A 17,865-nucleotide genomic window follows, 5' to 3' on the forward strand; every position below is an offset into this window, starting at 1 on the left:
AAACGGAGCCGCGACTTGCAGATTTGATGCGTTCAAGGTTCAGATGCTCCGTTCTCAGTACTTGGGCTTGCCGAAAATACGGCTGACAATATTGACGACCAGTACGATCATCACCAGCACCAGCGAGGCCGCCCATGCCAGTTCGAGTTGGTTGTCGAAGGGCATGCCGGAAAAGTTGTAAATCAGCACGGCGAGCGAGGCCGTCGGATTCATGACCGCCAGGCTGCCATCGTGGTAGATCCAGTAGTTGCTGAACAACGCCGTGAACAACAAAGGTGCGGTTTCGCCTGCAGCGCGGGCCACGGCCAGCATGACCCCGGTCAGGATCGCCGGCATGCCCGTCGGCAAGACGATTTTCCAGATAACCTGCGAACGGGTGCAGCCCATGCCGTAGGCGGCATCTTTCATGATCTTGGGCACCATCCGCATCGACTCTTCAGCCGTCAGCACAACGATCGGCAACATCAGCACGGCCAGTGCCACGCCACCGGCCGGCGCCGAGTAAGTACCAGTGGTCATCACGACCAGCGCATAGGCGAATACCCCGGCCAGAATGGAGGGCAGCCCCGTGAGCATCTTGGCGGCAAAGCGCGCGGCGTTTGCCAGCTTGCTGTCAGGGCCCAGTTCCGCCAGAAAGATGGCCGCCATGATGCCGACCGGCACCGCGATCGCCGCTGCGATACCGACCATGACGAAAGTGCCGGCCATTGCGTTGCCGAAGCCACCACCCGTCTCGAAACCGGTGGGCGGAAGTTCGGTGAAGACCTCCAGATTCAGACGTGCGCCGCCGCGAGTGATCAGCATGTAGAGCACGGAGATCAATGGCACGCTGGCCAATAGCGCACCGCCCCAGACCAGCATGGTCAACACCAGGCTGCGCAGCGCGCGACCTTCAAACTTGCGCTGCAGGCTAGGAAATGCAGCCTCAGAGGACGTGATGTCAGTCATTATTTAGTACCACGCTGGGCATAGACCATGATCATGGAACCGATGATGTTCACCAGTAGCGTGATGAACATCAGGACCAATGCCGCGTACATCAACACTTCAATCTCATTCGGCCCTGCCTCGGGGAAATTCAACGCCAGCAAGGCCGCCAGCGTATTGGCCGGGGCAAAGAGAGAAAGGGATATGTTGTTTGCGTTGCCTACCAGCATGGCCAGCGCCATGGTTTCACCCAACGCGCGGCCCAGCCCCAAGACGAGGGAACCAAAGATGCCGGTGGCGGCAGATGGCACCATCACCTTGAGAATGGCTTCCCAGTGGGTGGTGCCCATGCCGTAGGCAGCCTGCTTGGTTTTCATCGGTACGCCGGTGAGGGCGTCCTGCGACACGGCAGCAATGGTCGGCAGAATCATGATTGCCAGCACCAGCGCCGCCGGCAGCAGTCCAGGTCCGCTCAACGACGTGCCAAAAAAAGGTATCCAGCTGAGTTCGCTGTTCAGCCACTCCGCCAGCGGCCGAATTGCCGGAATCACCACGTAGATCCCCCAGAGACCATAAACGACGCTGGGGATGGCTGCCAGCAACTCGACGATGGTACGGAAGACGGCAGCGAGCTTGGCGGGCAGGAAATCCTGGGTTAGAAAAATCGCCATGCTGACACCGAAAAAACCGGCGATCAGCAGCGCAATGAAAGCACTGTAGAGCGTCCCCCAAATGGCCGGCAGAATGCCGTATTTGCCCTGATTGACATCCCAGACGGACCCCAAAAGCACATCCAGGCCGTGCTTCTCAATGCCGGGAATGGCCTTGCGCCCTACTTCGAATATCAGCGCAAAGACCAGCGCCAGAATCAGCACCACGCCTATTTGCGCTAGCGCACGGAAGACGCGGTCGACCAGAAAGTCCTTTGCGGACGGTGGTTGGCACGCAGAAGCCGGATTAACCGGTACGACAAAAGGTGTGTTCATTGGCTAATTCCGGAATGAAGGGAAACTCTCCCGGCGCTGAAAGCAGGCGCCGAGAGAGGCCTCACGAGCGCTTACTGGATGTTGGCAGACGCTTTGCGAACCTGATCGACGACCGACTGTGGCAAAGGTATATAACCCATCGAGTCGGCGATTTTCTGCCCTTCGGTCAAGCTGTACTCGACCATCTCGCGCATGGCTTTGGCCTTGGCCGGGTTACCGTTGTCCTTGCGAAAGATCATCCAGGTGTAGGAAGTGATCGGGTAAGACTTGGCGCCGTCCGGATCTGGCAGCCAGGCCACCAGGCTCTCGGGCATTTTTACCGCAGCGAGTGCCTCGGCGCCGCTTTCCGCGTTCGGTACCACGTACTGACCGGCCTTGTTCTGCAACTGCGCGAAGTCAACCTTGGCAAGTTTGGCAAAGCCGTATTCGATGTAACCGATGGCACCCGGCGTCTGGCGTACGGTGGCTGTCACACCGTCATTCTTGGGCGATTTGATGAATTTGTCGCTGGCCGGCCAGTTGACGGTGTTGCCCTCACCCAGCGCCTGCTTGAATTCCGGATTGATGGCCGCCAGGTGCTTGGTGAACACCGCAGTGGTACCGCTGGAGTCCGCTCGCACAACAACCGTGATCGGTGTATCGGCCAGTTTCAACTCGGGGTTGGCTGCGGCGATCTGCGGGTCGTTCCAGCGCGTGATCTTGCCCAGGAAGATGTTGGAGTAGACGTCGCGTGGCAATTTGAGCCCTTTAGGATTGCCCGGCAGGTTATAAGCCAGCACGATTTCACCCGCCGTCATTGGCAGCAACTGCACACCCTCGCCCACCTTGGCAATGTCTTCGTCTTTCATCGCAGAGTCACTGGCGGCGAAATCAACGGTTTTATTCAAAAAGTCCTGTACACCCGCACCGCTGCCCTTGGATTGGTAATCCACAGTGACACCCGCCGACTTTTTGCTGAAATCCTTGAACCAGGTGAGGTAGATCGGTGCCGGAAAACTGGCTCCGGAGCCTGTCAGCCGGACGTTTTCCGCCGCGAAGGACATTGAGGTAGCCAACAGAGATGCAGTCACAACGAACGCAGCAGACTTGATCAATCGTTTCATCAAGGAAACTCCTTATAGGGGCTCCTTAACTCTGCAGCAATCTCGTTAAGTTTTTATGAACGTTGGATGGCAGGACCCCGCCTCAATCGTTTTGACCCCTTGCTACCCTTACTCATCGTCCCCCCCTCCTCGCACATACCTATTGCGCAGTAGTACCGACGCACATGACTTTCCAGGACTCTCAAGGCAATGGGTGTCCATCCAGGCGACAGTGGATCTGAATTTTTACTCGCCCGCGGCGGCGGCAGGCGCGTGAGAATTCGCTGGCCGTCGCCATGAGTCCGAATCCCATCGCCTGCGTTATCTCAGGTCAGGCAAAGCCCTGCCTGTTCCGCCTTTGTCTTTCGCGGGATTTGGCAATCGAATCTTCTTGCGCGCGGGTTGTCCTTGTTCCCGGATTGCGTGCCGCCATTCGCCAAGCGCCACTTTCCAACGCTACTTTGCCTCCACCGCCATGGCTCCAAAATGGAAATGGCGTTAGCATTTCATCCATCCGGCTTAACAAGCCTGTTTTTTCAGATCAGGGTCGCATAGTGGAAAAGCTAAAACGCCTTCAAAGCGGAATCGAAGGGCTCGACGCGCTGCTGCAGGGAGGCCTGGTCGCGGGTGCTTCGTACATCGTTCAGGGCCGCCCCGGTTCCGGCAAGACCATCCTCGCCAATCAGCTCGGCTTCAATCATGCGCGCAATGGCGGTCGCGTTCTGGTCGCCACGTTGCTGGCCGAGTCTCACGACCGACTGTTTCAGTTTCTGTCGACCATGAGTTTTTTCGACGCCTCGCGAGTGGGCGCTGAAATACAGTTTGTCAGCGCTTTCGATACGCTGGAAAACGAAGGGCTCGATGAAGTGGTGAAACTGCTGCGGCGCGAAATCAGCCGGCAGAAAGCGACGGTCATGGTCGTCGACGGTTTGCTCAACGCACGCTCCAAGGCCGACTCACCGATCGACACGAAAAAATTCATCTCCGAACTGCAAGGCCATGCGGCATTCGCCGGTTGCACCGTGCTGTTTCTCACCAGCTCGCGCCTGGACGACGGCAGCCCGGAACACACGATGGTCGACGGCGTCATCGAAATGGGCGAAGAGCTGTTCGGCACGCGATCGGTGCGCCGCATTCACCTGCGCAAGACCCGCGGCAGCGGCGCTTTGACCGGTGTTCACGAGTGTGAAATCACCGAAAAAGGCCTGGTGGTCTATCCGCGCCTGGAAAGTCTGTACAAACGCCCTTCCGCCCCCGACAGCGCAGATATGACACGCATTCCCAGCGGCATCGTTTCGCTGGATGACATCCTCGGTGGCGGCTTGCACAGCTCCAGCGTCACGCTCGTCATGGGGCCTTCCGGGATCGGCAAAACCACGCTGGGGCTGAAGTTTCTCGCGCAGTCGACGGCCGAAGCGCCGGGCCTGCATTTCGGCTTCTATGAGAGCCCGCAACGGCTGCGACTCAAAGGCCGTTCGCTGGGCATCAATATTGAAGAAATGGAACACAGCGGTGCGCTGAGCATTGCCTGGCAGCCGACCACCGAGGGCTTGCTCGACGCCCTCGGTGCGCGCCTGCTGAGCCTGGTCGATGCAAAAGGTATCAAGCGCCTGTTCATCGACAGCCTCAGCGGCATGACTCGGGTTTCAACCACACCGGAACGCATCACCGACTTTTTCAGTGCACTGATGAACGAGCTGCGATCCCGAGGCGTCACGGTCTTTGCCTCCTGGGAAATGCGCGATCTGTTCGGCTCCGAGGTCAGCGCACCGAATTCCGACCTGTCCAGTATTGCTGACAACCTGATTCTCATGCGTTTCTTTGAAAATCACGCTGAACTTCGCAGGACGCTTTCCATTCTCAAGATACGTGATAGCTCCTACAACCCTTCGCGGTTCGAGGTAGTCATCCGTGATCAAGATGTGTTCCTGGAAAAGGCTTTGAGAAATGAACCTTCCGTCTCATCTGAGTCATTGCCTGGTTCAATATCGTAAGTCTTCGAGCGGGTTGAAATAACATGACCACCATCCTGGTAGTCGACGACGAGTATCTGATTGCTGACATTCTTGGCTTTGCGCTGGAGGATGAAGGCTTCATGACGGTGACGGCCAGCAATGGCAAGAAAGCCCTCGAAGTGCTGGAGAGAGAACGGCCAGCACTGATCATCACGGACTTCATGATGCCGGTCATGGACGGCCTCGAATTCGCCGAAGCCGTGCGTGCTCAGCCTTCCGTCAAACACCTGCCGATCATTCTCATGAGTGGAGCGCAGGCGCACATCGGCATGCAGCGCTCGGATCTGTTTGACGTGGTGCTGCCCAAGCCTTTCGACATTGCGGTGATTGTGGCTGAGGTGAAGAAGCTGTTGGCTTCCTCATAGATACTCAACGACAAAGGCAATTTCGGCATTGGCATTGCCCGCTCTCATTTGTGAATTCGCGGGTTCAACGCGCACGAAGCGGGCTTGCAAGTCTACAGATGCATTCCCGCCTTCCGATGTAGGCGCTTTCATTATGTAGTTCTGATTCAGCTTGAGTGGCTTCCCGTCTCTGAAGCGCATCTGCAATGCCAAACCTTTGGCTGTGGAACTACTGTTCAGATTTACCATGCCAGTATTAGCGTCCCACAGAGGGCTGCCCGCAGTGGGCGAAAAGGAGTAGCGGAAGTTGTTTATTCCGGCAGGACAGTTTTTCATACTGAGAAAAAAGTATTGCTCCTTGGCATAGGCACCGTTCTTCGGGAAATCGCTCAAGTTATAGCTACCCATATCAACTTTTACATCGGGTGTTTCGCAAGACTGTGAGACCACCCGCGTGCCACTTGTATTCAATGCCAGAGGCTCGATTTCAGCAGCGACAAATTTCCCCAATTGGCCTGAGGGTATCGTCGCACTACCGGAAATCTCACCCGTCTTTACAAGACGCAAGATGTGCTGAGTGCCATTCCACCCCCAACCGCCAGCAACGTCGGTGTCTCCCGGAAAGCCTTTCCATGCTTTGCCCGATGGCGGTCGAATCCATTGCCAGCCGATCCCGGTATTTCCAACAGGAAAAATCTGCGCGCCTGATTGGGTGACGCCCACAGAATTGCGAACACCTTCATTGTGTACCGCAGAGCACCTGAACGAACTGGGAATGGCTCCCAGGGTCACGATTGGGCTTTCATAGATAACCGTGCCGTTCGGCGTGTCCCGCGGCACCGAGATCGTGGCCGGAAGGACAACTCGGAGGTCGCCCATGGAATTGTCGGGATAAAATTCGCATACCGCCGCCATTGTATTTGACGACAGCATATACAAGAGTCCGACAATTGATATACGGGATAACTTCATAGCACTCTCTCTGACTCTGCATTGCATGCAAACAACTGAATGACTGACGATGGCGCGAATATTTAATCGGCTGCAAAATCACCACAATCGGAACGAGAAGATAATAAATAAACAGCACTTGCGCAAAAAGTTTATTTATTCAACAAACAGACAATTCTCATAGATTTATAGCTAACTAGCCAAATCGGAAAAACCTATAAAAGGACACGTTATTGAACACCATCCTTTACCAGCGCAGATAACCAACAGACAATTTAAGACTCGTCTTAAAGGCGCAACGGAAATCGGTCATTACACTGTCCACTCTTGAAAGGAGAAACGATTCCGTGAGAGCCCTCGATACCCTCAATAGCCCAAAACCCCAGAGCAACGCCGCCATCTATTGCCTGACGATTCTGGCACTGGCGCTGATCGCCATGACTGTCGCCGCCGGTTATGAGCTCAACAATCTGTTTCCACTGAAGGCCGTGGTGCAAAAGCAGGAGATTCAGCTCACACAGCGAGCCGATGCCATCCAGTCAATGAGCGCAGAACTCAAGCGTCTGGCAGAACAAAAGCAGGCACTGGAGACTGACCTGCTTACCGCGAAGGAACAGGCGAAGGCCGCCGAGACGGCAAAGACGGAGCTCGAAAACACTCAACGCGCGGCGCAAACCAGCGCCGCGTTAGAGGATGAAGATTCACTGTGCGCGATCATCGAGCAAAATATCCGCCTCGTAGCGGACCAGCTCAGTCGCGATGACTTCTTTCGCTTGCGTGATGAGCGCGAAGCTGAAGCCGAAGCGGTGCTTGAAAGCTATGAAAAACAACTCGCCACCTGTATTGAACAACTGACGGCACAAACCGAGCAGCCAACACAGAAATGAGGTAGCGGCCGCTGCACAACAGGATTGACCGCGGATCAAACAAAGCCCTGGTGATCAGGGCTTCCTGCTCACTCTTTACAGCTTGAATTCCTTGGTCAACTTATTCAGCGATGCTGCTAATTGCGAAAGCTCCGCCGACGCAACGGCGGTCTGTTTCGAGCCTTCTGCAGTTTCGCAAGACAGGTCGCGAATGCTGATCAGGCTGCGATCCACTTCGCGCGCAACCTGAGCCTGCTCTTCGGCAGCGGTCGCCATCAGCAGGTTTCGTTCATTGATAAGATTCAGAGACCCAGTGATGTCAGTCAGCACTTCGCCGGCGATATTGGCCATCTCGAGTGTTCTTTCAGCTTGAGAGCGGGTGTGACTCATGGAAGAAACCGCCCTGCTAGTGCCCGACTGAATGGAGCTGACCATGGACTCGATGTCCTCGGTCGATTTCTGCGTACGCTGCGCCAGCCCTCTGACCTCATCTGCAACCACGGCAAAGCCACGGCCCGCCTCCCCCGCCCGCGCCGCTTCGATGGCCGCGTTCAACGCGAGCAGATTGGTTTGTTCGGCGACTTCTCGGATCACGTCCAGCACGCTGCTGATATCGCTCGCCATCGTAGAAAGCGCCTGCACTTCTGCCGAGGTGCCATGCACGCTGGAAACCATCAGATTGATTGCCGCGACCGTTTCGCTGACCTGGGCTTTACCGGCAATGGCTGCGGCGCTTGATTCCGACGTCAGTTGCGAGGTCGATGCGGCGTTGTCCGCGACCTGCTCCACCGCCGCACTCATTTCAGTCACGGCGGTGGCGGCCATTTCGATTTCATGACTCTGACGCTGAGTGATACGCGAAATATCTTCGGTGACGCCGTGCATGACTTCCGAGGTTTCGGCCAACTGCGTGGACGAGTCACGGATCATGATCAGCGCATCACGCAAACTGGCTTGCATCGCGGCCAACGACGACAGCATCTGCGCTGCCTCATCGGAACCATCCAGCGCGATGGTTTCGCTCAAATCGTTGGCGGCGATGCACTCCGCTACCCTTAGTGAGCCTGCAATCGGCACCGTCAGACTGCGCGTGTACAACACCGCCAAGGCCAAGGAAGCACCGATGGCAATGATAATGAACACACTGACGATCCACAGCGTGTGTTCGTAGACATTGTCGGCCTGCTTGCCCGCTTCATAAGCTTCGATCTCATTGAGAGCAATCAGCTTCTTGAGCGCGACCTGCACGCCGTCCGAGGCGGCACGCATCTGATTCTTTGACAGCGCAATGGCCGCTTCAAGCTGCCCTTTTGCCACGGTTTCAAGGTATTGGTCCTGCGCCTGATCATTGACTTGTTGTGCTTTGGCGAACGCCTCGAAGGCCTCACGCCCGGCGTCAGTTGCCAGCAGATCAATGAGTGCGCGCTGATGTTTTTTGATGAGCTGACGCGACTGTTGAATGTCCATCAAGGCCTGAGCCTTACGCTCAGGTGTTTCGATAGGGTTGCGCAGGCGGGCGTTATTGCCCTTGATTTCGATGAGTTCACGATCCAGTTGTCCGAGTAGCTTGATACTCGGCACGATGGTCGTCTCGACATAGGTCTCCGCCTTATTGAGCAAGTCGACTTGCTGCAAGGCGATCAATCCGATCGCGATAATCATGAGACAGAACAAGCCAAAACACAGCGCCGAACGCGGCGCGAGATTGAGTTTACGAAGCAGCATGATGCCTTACCTTAGAGTGTATTCAAGACAATGGGGCAAACGAGCGGGCAGCAAAGCAGGCGCTGAGCAATAGCACCTCAAAGCACAAGCGGATGACCGCGCGAAGGCGCAACAGCTAGCGGTTTGCGCCCGAAGAAAGCGTGGAGTCGGATGAGGCCGGCTCCGCCAGCTCCTTGAGCGTCGGGTCGGCCAGCATCAGAAAATCCGCCAATCGCGGCAGATCGATTTTCGAGACCAGACGCATCCAGCGTTGCGGATGCGGATTGAAGACGGTCTTCGACCACTGATGATCATCACTGGGGTTGAAAATCAGCAGGTGACGAATCAACGGGTTTTCCCCAAAAAAATCGAGCGGATCCATCGCCATCTCGTTGAGCAACTCAGCATTGACGACGACCAGGCTGAGCCGTTGGGGGCAGTAATACGTCAGTACTCTCAGGTCACGATAAGTACAGACGTTCACTACGCTGAGACAGCCCAGCTTGTTGAACTGTTGTTCAATCGACAGACCTCTACGCACGTCGTTATCGGCGATCAGGATCCGCAAGGATCGACTTCGGTTATTTTCAAGAAACATCGGACACCTTTGGCAGCTCCATTCTTCCTTTCAAGAAAATAACCAAAGGGCCAACCTGGCCGATATGAGACTTGTCTCAAAATGACCGCAGGGATCGCTGAGCGAAAACCACACCTTGATGACAAGCCCGCGCTAGCGAGGCCCGGCCTGGTTCAAAGTCTTTGGAGGGAGGGATTTTGCAACGGTGGCGAGCGGCGCAATGCCAGAAGCGCGGGACGGTCGTATACGAACCAGACAATTCTCATTATTAACGCCCCTTTTTGTCAGTAACCTTGAAACAAGGGGCGCAAACTCATTCTTTCTCAGCCCATCAAGGCAGCGTCAGCGTCACGACGTAATTGCCAGTCGTTATCTGATGGCCCTTGTTGTCCGTGAGCAGCAAACGCTGGTCGTAATATTTTTCCTGCTCGTGGGTATCGGCAATCATCTTCACGAACACTTGCTGGCGCGGCTCACCCCGCCCTGCCGCACTGACGTTGGTCACCGAGAACATCTGACCAGTGCTCGCCTGCGGACAATCAAGCAGCTCGACAGAAGCAGAAGCACGGCTGGCGCCACTCGCCATGCAACTTGTCTCGACGATCTGTCCGCTGAAGCGAATCACTCCGCTGACAGGCGCAGACTGGGCCGCGCTGACGGTGTCAAAACTCAGCAGGCAGAGACAGGCAATCAATAAAGGACGTCGAATGATCATCGCGAAACTCCATGGTTATTAACCAAGGTATCGCCCGTTGCAAAATGATCTTTAACGTCCCCCTTCAATGCAAGGCCAGTCAGCAGAGCCCTGCGCCAATACGGTTACAGCTCGACCCGTTTGATTTTCTTGATCAGATCAGCCTGTGCATGCTCCAGCTTCAACGCGCTGCGATTGATATCCAGTGGATCGATGACCGGCGCTTCGCACTCGGCCTCAAGGTCGTTACACGCCTCGATGACCTGATGCTCGGCGACAATGCGCGCCGCGCCCTTGATCCGATGTGCCAGGTCAGCCAACAACCCGGGATCGCTTTCGGGTATCAGCGAATGCAGCTCCTCCAGATCCTTCTCACAACTCGACAGCGCCTCGCGCAGCAGTTCTTTCATCATGTCGAGATCGCCTCCGGTGAGCTCGGTCAGACGCTCGCGAATCGACCCCAGCTCCTTGATACCCACCGCAGGCGGGCTTTCAACTGGCTCGGTTTCGACGTCCTTTTCCCAGCCGGCAAGCAGGGTCGACAAGGTGCTGAGGCTGATCGGTTTGAACAGACAGTCGTCCATCCCCGCCTCTCGGCATTTCACTTTTTCTTCCGGCTGCGCGTTGGCTGTGAAGCCCAGCACGATACACGGCGCTCCACCACTGTCGCGTTCGTCCAGGCGAATAGTGCGGGCCAGTTCGTAGCCGTTCATGACCGGCATGTTGCAGTCCGTGATCACAATGTCGAACGGCTCCGAACGCCACAATGCCAATGCCTGCGCTCCATCGGCAGCATCACGCACCGCCTGGCCAAGAAAGCTGAGCTGCTGCGTCAGCAGCAGACGGTTGGCGCTCTGGTCATCCACTACCAGAATCCGCAGCGTCGGCACTGGCTTGTCCTGGACAACCGAAACAGGCAGCACCTTGCCGCCGAGCGGACTGAGGATATTGAAGAACAGCGACACTTCCAGGCAGGTGCCTTTGCCCAGCGTACTGGTGATGTTCAGTCGCCCGCCCATCAACTCGCACAACGAACGTGAAATCGCCAATCCCAGACCGGTGCCGCCCCGGTTCGAGGGGCCGTGATTGGCTTGCGAAAACGGCTGGAACAGGTTCTGCAGATCAGCGCTGGAAATGCCGATGCCGGTATCCTCGACTTTGAGATCGACCTGCAAACGTTCGTCAGCAAGGCGTTGGCCGCGAATCGAGACGCTGACATGCCCGGTATCGGTAAACTTGATGGCATTGCCGACCAGATTCGAGAGCACCTGCTGGAATCGCATCGGATCAACCAGTACGTCACAGCCGACAGTGGCGTCGATATCGAGCTTCAATACCAGACTCTTCTGCCTGGCCAAGCCGTCGAACACCCGCGCCACGGACTCCACAAGTTCGCGCAGGTTGGCACGTTTCGGCGAAAGACTGACATGCCCAGACTCGATGCGAACCACATCGAGGATATCGCCGATCAGCTCCAGCAGGCCTTTCGCCGAGTCGTAGGCGACTTCAATCGCCGGTCGATCAAAGTGGCCCTGCTCGGCGCGCTTGAGGGTGAGTTCGAGCATGCCGATCACGGCACTCATCGGCGTACGGATCTCGTGGCTCATGGTCGCGAGGAACGTGGTTTTGGCGCGGCTCGACTCATCGGCCAGCTCTTTCGCCGAACGCAACTCCTCGATCAGTTCGCGGCGTTCGCTGATGTCGATCCAGCCGCAGATCACGCCTCTGACTTCCCCCGTCGTGTCGTGATAAGGCTGGATCCAGTGATAAATGATCAGCCGCGTTTCACCAACATGCAGCGTGCGATCCACCTCGTAAGGTTCGTCCCGCTCGATGACGCGCAGATAGTCATCGTGAAATTGCAACGCTTCCTGGCGATTGCGCTTGCCGCTTTCGAGCACGGTCTTGCCGATCACGTCTTTTTCCAAAAGGCCAAACGTCTGCAGATAATTGTTATTGCAGGTGACAAGCCGACCTTCCCGATCGCGTACGTAAATGGGATGCGGCGTGCCGTTGATCAGCGCCCCCATGAACTTCAGTTGATCGCCGAGCAAGCGCTCTGCCCGACTGCGTTCGCGGATCTGCCGGCGAATATAGAAATTCCACGCCAGCGATCCGAGGATAATCAAGAAGGCACCAGCGCTGATTTGATAGATCAACACCTTGTAATCGCGCCACGACAGTCCCGAGAACGCGGCAATGGGACGCCAACGGTTGAGAATCACGTCCAGCTCGTCTGGTGGAATGCTCAGCAGGGCCTTGTTCAGAATGCTGACCAGTTCGGTATCGGCGCGCCGGGCGGCGAAGGCGAGGAACCCCTTGTTCATGCCGACGATGTTGGAGATGCGCAAACTGTCACTGTAGATGTGAGCGATGTAGTAGCGCGCACCGTGCAACGTGGTAATCATCGCGTCCGCTCGCCCATCCTTCACGTCAGCCAGCGCACCCAGCACTGTCTCGCTGTCGACAATTTCAATGTCGGGATAATCCTTGAGCAACTCACGCTCCGCGGAGCTTTCGGGGACGGCGACGCGCTTGCCGCGTAGCTCCTGCAGGCTTGAAGGCGCGCCTGCATCCTTGGCGGTGACGATCACAAAGGGACTGGCGAGGAATGGGTGAGTGAAACGCATACCGACTTCACGGGAGACCGTTGGCGTCAGCAACGAGATATCGGCGCTGCCATCCAGCAGGCGTGTGCTCAAGCTGGAAAAACTGTCAGTACGCTCCACATCGATCTGCAAACCGGTGCGCCGCTGAATCAGTTCCAGCAGATCGGCGCCGATTCCGCCAAAGTTGCCATCGCCATCAAAGAACGCAAATGGCGCCTGATCATCATTGATCACGAACCGCGCGACCGGGTGCAGCTCAAGCCAGCGTGCTTCGCCGGGTGTCAGATCGATACGTTTGGGTGTCAGTGCCCCGCCGCCACCGGACCAGCGCTTGGTGATTTCGGCTATCTTGCCCTCACCCATCGACTCGATGACCGAGTCGATCAGACGCAGCAGTTGATCATTACCTCGGCGCAGGGCAAAGCTGAAACCGTTGGTTTGCGTTTTGACGAACGAGTGCAGGCGCACATAGTTGAAGTAGTTGAGGTTGATCAGATAATTGCTGGACACCGTATCGCCCAGAAACAGATCGACTTTGCCAAACGCCAGCGCGGCCAGTGCCAACTCGTTGGATGGGAAAAGTACGAACTCGGCGTTGGGATACAACCCATGCAACTGACTCGATGGCAGGTAATCGTCGGCAACCGCAATACGCAAACCGGCCAGATTGGCCGGCATCGGTCGCCGATCATCGCCGCGCATGAACATTGCCGGCACGTCTTCGACATAAGGCTTGCTGAGCGCGACGAGGCCGTCGATCAACTCGAAACTGTTGGAGCTGCCCAACATGTCGATGTCGCCGCGTTCAAGCGCCGCCATGGCATCGCGACGGTCGGGATATGCCTTGACGGTAACTTCGACATGCAAGGCCTGGCCGATAATGCAGGCGATGTCGGCGGCAATGCCCTCATAACGCGTACCGCTGGCGGTCATGACATAAGGCGGGAAATCCGGAAGTGCCGATCCCAATACGAGGCTGCGTTTCTGCCGCAGCCAACTCCAGTCTTCATTGCCCAGATCGACCTGCAGCGTCTTGCAGTCTGATCGACCGAACACCTGCAGAGTGCGCGGCTCTGCTGCCCACAACGACCCGCTACCGAATACGAAAAGCACACTGACGAGCAAAACACCGCGCAACAGTTGAAACATAAGCGTGTTATCCCTGGTTGTCGGCTGTCAGGCTGTGCTGCAACTTGAACAGCTCTGCATCACCACGAATGCCAAGCTTTTTGAAAGCGGCCTGTTTTTGCCCACTGATGGTTTTGCGACTGCGCGAGAACTTCAAAGCAATCTGCGTCACCCCCATACCCTCGAGGCAGCAACGCAAGACTTCTTTCTCTTTCGGCGACAGCAAAGGATTGCTCAGGAAATCGTCGCTGTGCGCCGCGCCGTCATCGTTGGCACCAGCAGGTTCATCGACCGACGCAGGCAGCACATCAAGCTCGAAGGCCATTGCCGGCGACAGGTACAACTGGCCGGACGCTGCGCAACGGATGCCCGTGATCAGGTCATCGACTGGCTGGGACTTGCCGAAGAATCCGCTGACGCCCGCTCCGATTGCCATGTTCACCACCGCCGGGCGCTCTTCAGAGGATGAGACGAGGATGCGCATGTCTGGATATTGCTTGCGCAGAAGCCGAATCAGATTGAGCCCGTCCAGCTCACCATCGTGCAGCTTGTAGTCGAGTATCAGCAGGTCGATTTCGACCTCGCGCAATCCAGCGAGCAACTGCGCGCTGCTCCCGTACACGCCCACGACACTGAACTCGGCTTCGCGCGTCAGCCGCGATTTCATCGCCAGACGTATGAGCGAGTGATCATCAAGGATGGCAACGCGTAACGGATTCACGACTGACCAATGCATGAGCAGCTCCATGATGAGGAGGGTTGAAGGATCATCAGCACTTGGCAACCGCAGCAGATCCCGGGCATCACCGAAGCTTTCAGGTGCATCTGATTGATTTCTCGGCACATGATGATTGTTTTGAAGACACGACGAAATAGGGCTTTGTCCCAAAAGTCAGACCGCGAGCGCGCATCAAAGGTCGGACGTACCTATTGCGCGGCGCCAGGACGACTTTTGACCCTCGAAGCGCCAATCGACCAGATGCGCCCAATTCATGGGTCGAGCGTAGAAGAAGCCCTGCCCCCACTGGCAACCGAGTCGAGCCAGGTGATGAACCTGGTCTGCGGTTTCAATACCTTCTGCCACCACACGCATGTCCAGCTCGCGCGCCAAGGCCAAGGCACCGTGGATGACCGCACTGTAGCGAGCCTGCTGGAAATTCTGCACGAAGCCGGCGTCGAGTTTGATTTCGTTGAACGGCATCTGACACAGTCGCTCCAGCGAAGAATAGCCGACACCGAAATCATCGATTGCCAGGCTGAAGCCGAGCATGCGCAGACGCACCATGTTTTCCATGCTGATCTCGGGCATCTGTAGCAGACCGGTTTCCGTCAGCTCGAATATCAGCCCGGCTGGCGAGGCACCGTGAATGCGCAACAGCGCCTTGATCCGATCGACAAGATTCGGGTTGGCCATCTGCGTCACGTCAAGATTGAATGCCAGCTTGAACGGTTTGCCGTGGGACTGCACGAAACGTTGCAGACTCAATCCTTGCGTGAGCAGGCTGAAAAACATTTCGTCAAGCAGCCCACAACGCTCGATCGTTGGCAAGAACATGCCCGGTGAAAGTAACCCGCGACTGGGGCTTTGCCAGCGCACCAGCACCTCGGCGCCATCCACTTCACCACTGCGCAGATGAAACTTGGGCTGGAAGTACGCGCGAAACTCCTGCCGACGTATCGCTTCAAGCACTTCGCTCTCCGAAGGCTGATCGAGATGACTTTCCGCCACTTTGACATCGACCTGGCTGTGCGGCCGATAGCGCGCCAGCAATGGCGCCAGCACATCGACCATCAACGGCTTTGCAACACTGCCAAGCAATTCCAGGCCCTGCAACGTGACAATTCGATCAACCGTGCGCAACAAGTCTTCAGGCAACGAACTGCAGATGATCACTGCGCGAATCAATCCGGCCTCTCTCGCCAGGCGCAAAAAGGTCAAACCATCCATCCCGGCCATGCTCAGGTCACACAACGCAACGTCCACGCCCCCTGCCTGAGATATCAAAGCCAGCGCATCTTTGCCGTCAGCCGCCTGAAAGATATTTTTGTAACCCAGACTATTAAGCGCGCTGACCGCAGCCGTGCGCTGGAAGGCGTGATCTTCCAATACCAATATACGAAGCGTGTTCACAAACCGGGAACCTCTTTCTATCAGCCATTAATAGCAAAACATCTGAACTATCTTTCAAGCAGAAAGAACACCGACAAACTTTGCACTGACTGAGAATTTCTGCATCCGCGAATACTAACCAAATAGAACCCGCGCGACTTTAAGAATTGTCTCATTTGGTCTGCCGTAAATTAACTCAAGATATAAATACTCACTTCCGATATTGCTGACTTGCTCGCACTTGCTACGATTTAAGACAAATCTCAAAGACCCATCGCTATCACCAACCTAACATGGCCTGGCATTTCAATGCAGCACTTCACAATAACTTCGGATATAAACATGAAAAAGTTCGCTTTCGCAGTACTCACTCTTTCCGTACTGGCTGCCTCCACTGGTGCACTGGCTGAAGAAGAAGCCGCTAAAGCCGTCAAGGGCGGCAGCGGTCAAATCAGCTTCACCGGCGTCATCAACAACGATGCGTGCTCGGTAGATGGCGCTTCGGGTAACGACAAGATGATTGCCGTGGACATGGGCAGCGTATCGATCAAAGACATGGGCACCGATTCTGCCCCGGGTGCTGGTCGCGTGGCTGCCAATGATTTCAACCTGAAAGTGAACTGCAACGCCGGCACCAAGGTGTCGATGCTGTTCAAACCAACCGTCAACGGCGGTTCGGGCCTGGTTGATGGCAAGAAAGTTCTCAAGCTGCAAGGTACTGATGCGGCCAAAGGCGTAGGTATCGCGCTGCTGGACAGCAACGGCCAGTTGATCGACCTGAGTTCCGAAGCCACAGCCAAAGTTCAGACCAGCCTGACTGGCGACGGCACCACTGGCGGCGACGGCACCCTGTCGTTCGCAGCCGCTTACGTCACCACCGGCGACAAGGCCACCGCTACTGCAGGTACCGGTAACGCCACTCTGCCGTTCGTTCTCGAATACGAATAAGCAGCGCGCAATACCTGGACGGGGCCGCTGTGCCTCGTCCTTCCCGACCAGATCAATCGGTGAAAACTATGTTAAGTCGCTATTTTCCGCTGTGTCTGGGGCTTGCCGGGGTGTTGATGACGCACTCGGCATTCGCCAGCATCTCCTTGAGTTCCACCCGGGTCATCTTCGATGGCGCGCACAAAGAGGCAAACGTCACCGTGCGCAACGGCGGGCAAACCATCCTGGCGCAATCGTGGCTGGATGCCGGCGACACCGCTGGCAGCGCGCCGCCATTTGCGGTGACTCCACCGCTGGCCCGACTCGAACCCAATCAACAGCAACTGTTGAGGATTCTCTATGAGGGCCGGGGCATGCCTGCAGACAAAGAGTCGGTGGTGTGGCTGAACGTGCAGGAAATCCCTCAGGCCAGTGCTGCCGATGTCAACACCCTGCAACTGGCGGTGCGTCAGCGCATCAAGGTTTTCTTTCGCCCGAACGGACTGACCGGTGACGCCGCGCAAGCGCCGGTGCAACTTGTATGGCAATTGGTCACGCAAGCTGGCAAGTCGGTACTGAAAGTAAAAAACCAGAGTAATTACCATGTGTCGCTGGCCGACCTGAAAGTCGCTGCAGGAAAAAAAGCAGAGTTGGTGATTGATTCGACAATGATCGTTCCGGGCGAAGTTCGTTCATTCAACTTGAAAGAGTTGCCACCTGGATCTCCGCGCCTGACGTTTTCAGCCATTAACGATTACGGCGCACAACAACGATTCGATGCACCACTCAGCGCTACCGAAAGTCATGCCGAGCGCGTGAAAGATGCATCCGCCCAGTAACTTCCCCGCCCCACCCCGCCAATTCACAAGCTATTTACGAGTTCCGGACTCCGGTTGAAGCAACACGGACTGATAAGGCAAATTGCATGTTTTCCTCCCAACACCA

14 protein-coding genes and 1 pseudogene are annotated in these 17,865 nt (G+C 56.3%); 5 read left to right on the forward strand and 10 right to left on the reverse strand.

The features are described from left to right. Positions 1-54 precede the first annotated feature (54 nt). From pstA to pstS, 3 genes are all read right to left on the reverse strand, one after another. Positions 55-948 (reverse strand): phosphate ABC transporter permease PstA, encoded by an 894-nt coding sequence (gene pstA / locus AB4N74_RS09605; protein WP_093431597.1) that lies wholly within the window; start codon positions 946-948, stop codon positions 55-57. Further along, positions 948-1,913 (reverse strand): phosphate ABC transporter permease subunit PstC, encoded by a 966-nt coding sequence (gene pstC, locus AB4N74_RS09610; RefSeq protein WP_093431594.1) that lies wholly within the window; start codon positions 1,911-1,913, stop codon positions 948-950. Before pstC ends, pstA begins: the two co-directional genes overlap by 1 nt. Before the next feature lie 71 nt (positions 1,914-1,984). Next, a complete protein-coding gene (pstS, locus tag AB4N74_RS09615) occupies positions 1,985-3,016 on the reverse strand; it encodes a phosphate ABC transporter substrate-binding protein PstS (protein ID WP_093431591.1) in 1,032 nt (343 codons plus the stop codon). A gap of 533 nt (positions 3,017-3,549) precedes the next feature. Between pstS and AB4N74_RS09620 the strand changes: the two genes are divergently transcribed. Together AB4N74_RS09620 and AB4N74_RS09625 are read left to right on the forward strand one after the other, a co-directional pair. Beyond that, on the forward strand, positions 3,550-4,989 hold the full coding sequence (locus AB4N74_RS09620) for an ATPase domain-containing protein (RefSeq protein WP_427120187.1): 1,440 nt from the start codon (positions 3,550-3,552) through the stop codon (positions 4,987-4,989). 23 nt (positions 4,990-5,012) lie between these two features. Then, the gene (locus AB4N74_RS09625) at positions 5,013-5,375 is read left to right on the forward strand and encodes a response regulator (protein WP_016984513.1); all 363 of its coding nucleotides are present in this window, start codon (positions 5,013-5,015) and stop codon (positions 5,373-5,375) included. A 60-nt stretch (positions 5,376-5,435) separates the two neighbouring features. On the opposite strand, the pseudogene AB4N74_RS09630 reads toward AB4N74_RS09625, so the two are convergent. Then, positions 5,436-6,353, reverse strand: a pseudogene (locus AB4N74_RS09630) (fimbrial protein); the annotation flags it as partial. Positions 6,354-6,652: 299 nt separating this feature from the next. Here AB4N74_RS09630 and AB4N74_RS09635 point away from each other — a divergent pair. Next, positions 6,653-7,192, forward strand: coding sequence for a hypothetical protein (locus AB4N74_RS09635; RefSeq protein WP_093431579.1), 540 nt, complete (start codon positions 6,653-6,655; stop codon positions 7,190-7,192). 75 nt (positions 7,193-7,267) lie between these two features. Here AB4N74_RS09635 and AB4N74_RS09640 read toward each other — a convergent pair whose 3' ends face one another. From AB4N74_RS09640 to AB4N74_RS09665, 6 genes are all read right to left on the reverse strand, one after another. Further along, positions 7,268-8,896, reverse strand: coding sequence for a methyl-accepting chemotaxis protein (locus AB4N74_RS09640; RefSeq protein ID WP_093431577.1), 1,629 nt, complete (start codon positions 8,894-8,896; stop codon positions 7,268-7,270). 115 nt (positions 8,897-9,011) lie between these two features. Next, entirely contained in the window at positions 9,012-9,473 is a 462-nt protein-coding gene (locus tag AB4N74_RS09645; RefSeq protein WP_093431574.1) for a hypothetical protein, read from the reverse strand. A gap of 310 nt (positions 9,474-9,783) precedes the next feature. Beyond that, positions 9,784-10,167 carry a hypothetical protein gene (locus AB4N74_RS09650; protein ID WP_093431571.1) on the reverse strand — a complete coding sequence of 128 codons (384 nt, stop codon included), beginning with the start codon at positions 10,165-10,167 and terminating at the stop codon, positions 9,784-9,786. Positions 10,168-10,271: 104 nt separating this feature from the next. Then, positions 10,272-13,904 (reverse strand): transporter substrate-binding domain-containing protein, encoded by a 3,633-nt coding sequence (locus AB4N74_RS09655; protein ID WP_460099706.1) that lies wholly within the window; start codon positions 13,902-13,904, stop codon positions 10,272-10,274. A 7-nt stretch (positions 13,905-13,911) separates the two neighbouring features. Beyond that, positions 13,912-14,619 (reverse strand): response regulator transcription factor, encoded by a 708-nt coding sequence (locus tag AB4N74_RS09660; protein ID WP_093431564.1) that lies wholly within the window; start codon positions 14,617-14,619, stop codon positions 13,912-13,914. A gap of 174 nt (positions 14,620-14,793) precedes the next feature. Beyond that, complete coding sequence (locus AB4N74_RS09665; protein WP_460099708.1) at positions 14,794-16,014, reverse strand: EAL domain-containing response regulator; 1,221 nt, start codon at positions 16,012-16,014, stop codon at positions 14,794-14,796. Positions 16,015-16,335: 321 nt separating this feature from the next. Here AB4N74_RS09665 and AB4N74_RS09670 point away from each other — a divergent pair, with 321 nt between their 5' ends. Both AB4N74_RS09670 and AB4N74_RS09675 read left to right on the forward strand, forming a co-directional pair. Then, positions 16,336-16,941: a fimbrial protein gene (locus AB4N74_RS09670; RefSeq protein ID WP_093431558.1), complete on the forward strand. Its 606-nt coding sequence runs from the start codon at positions 16,336-16,338 to the stop codon at positions 16,939-16,941. Between the two features lie 68 nt (positions 16,942-17,009). Continuing rightward, entirely contained in the window at positions 17,010-17,759 is a 750-nt protein-coding gene (locus AB4N74_RS09675; RefSeq protein ID WP_095048991.1) for a fimbrial biogenesis chaperone, read from the forward strand. The last annotated feature ends 106 nt before the right edge of the window (positions 17,760-17,865 follow it).

Source organism: Pseudomonas sp. H3_C08, from assembly GCF_054669455.1.

What these genes read in the sequence shown, in the direction of transcription:
- pstA (WP_093431597.1), bottom strand. Translation starts at nt 948, where the DNA reads ATGACTGACATCACGTCCTCTGAGGCTGCATTTCCTAGCCTGCAGCGC.
- AB4N74_RS09625 (WP_016984513.1), top strand. Translation starts at nt 5,013, where the DNA reads ATGACCACCATCCTGGTAGTCGACGACGAGTATCTGATTGCTGACATT.
- AB4N74_RS09655 (WP_460099706.1), bottom strand. Translation starts at nt 13,904, where the DNA reads ATGTTTCAACTGTTGCGCGGTGTTTTGCTCGTCAGTGTGCTTTTCGTA.
- pstS (WP_093431591.1), bottom strand. Translation starts at nt 3,016, where the DNA reads ATGAAACGATTGATCAAGTCTGCTGCGTTCGTTGTGACTGCATCTCTG.
- AB4N74_RS09670 (WP_093431558.1), top strand. Translation starts at nt 16,336, where the DNA reads ATGAAAAAGTTCGCTTTCGCAGTACTCACTCTTTCCGTACTGGCTGCC.
- pstC (WP_093431594.1), bottom strand. Translation starts at nt 1,913, where the DNA reads ATGAACACACCTTTTGTCGTACCGGTTAATCCGGCTTCTGCGTGCCAA.
- AB4N74_RS09645 (WP_093431574.1), bottom strand. Translation starts at nt 9,473, where the DNA reads ATGTTTCTTGAAAATAACCGAAGTCGATCCTTGCGGATCCTGATCGCC.
- AB4N74_RS09650 (WP_093431571.1), bottom strand. Translation starts at nt 10,167, where the DNA reads ATGATCATTCGACGTCCTTTATTGATTGCCTGTCTCTGCCTGCTGAGT.
- AB4N74_RS09675 (WP_095048991.1), top strand. Translation starts at nt 17,010, where the DNA reads ATGTTAAGTCGCTATTTTCCGCTGTGTCTGGGGCTTGCCGGGGTGTTG.
- AB4N74_RS09660 (WP_093431564.1), bottom strand. Translation starts at nt 14,619, where the DNA reads ATGCATTGGTCAGTCGTGAATCCGTTACGCGTTGCCATCCTTGATGAT.
- AB4N74_RS09640 (WP_093431577.1), bottom strand. Translation starts at nt 8,896, where the DNA reads ATGCTGCTTCGTAAACTCAATCTCGCGCCGCGTTCGGCGCTGTGTTTT.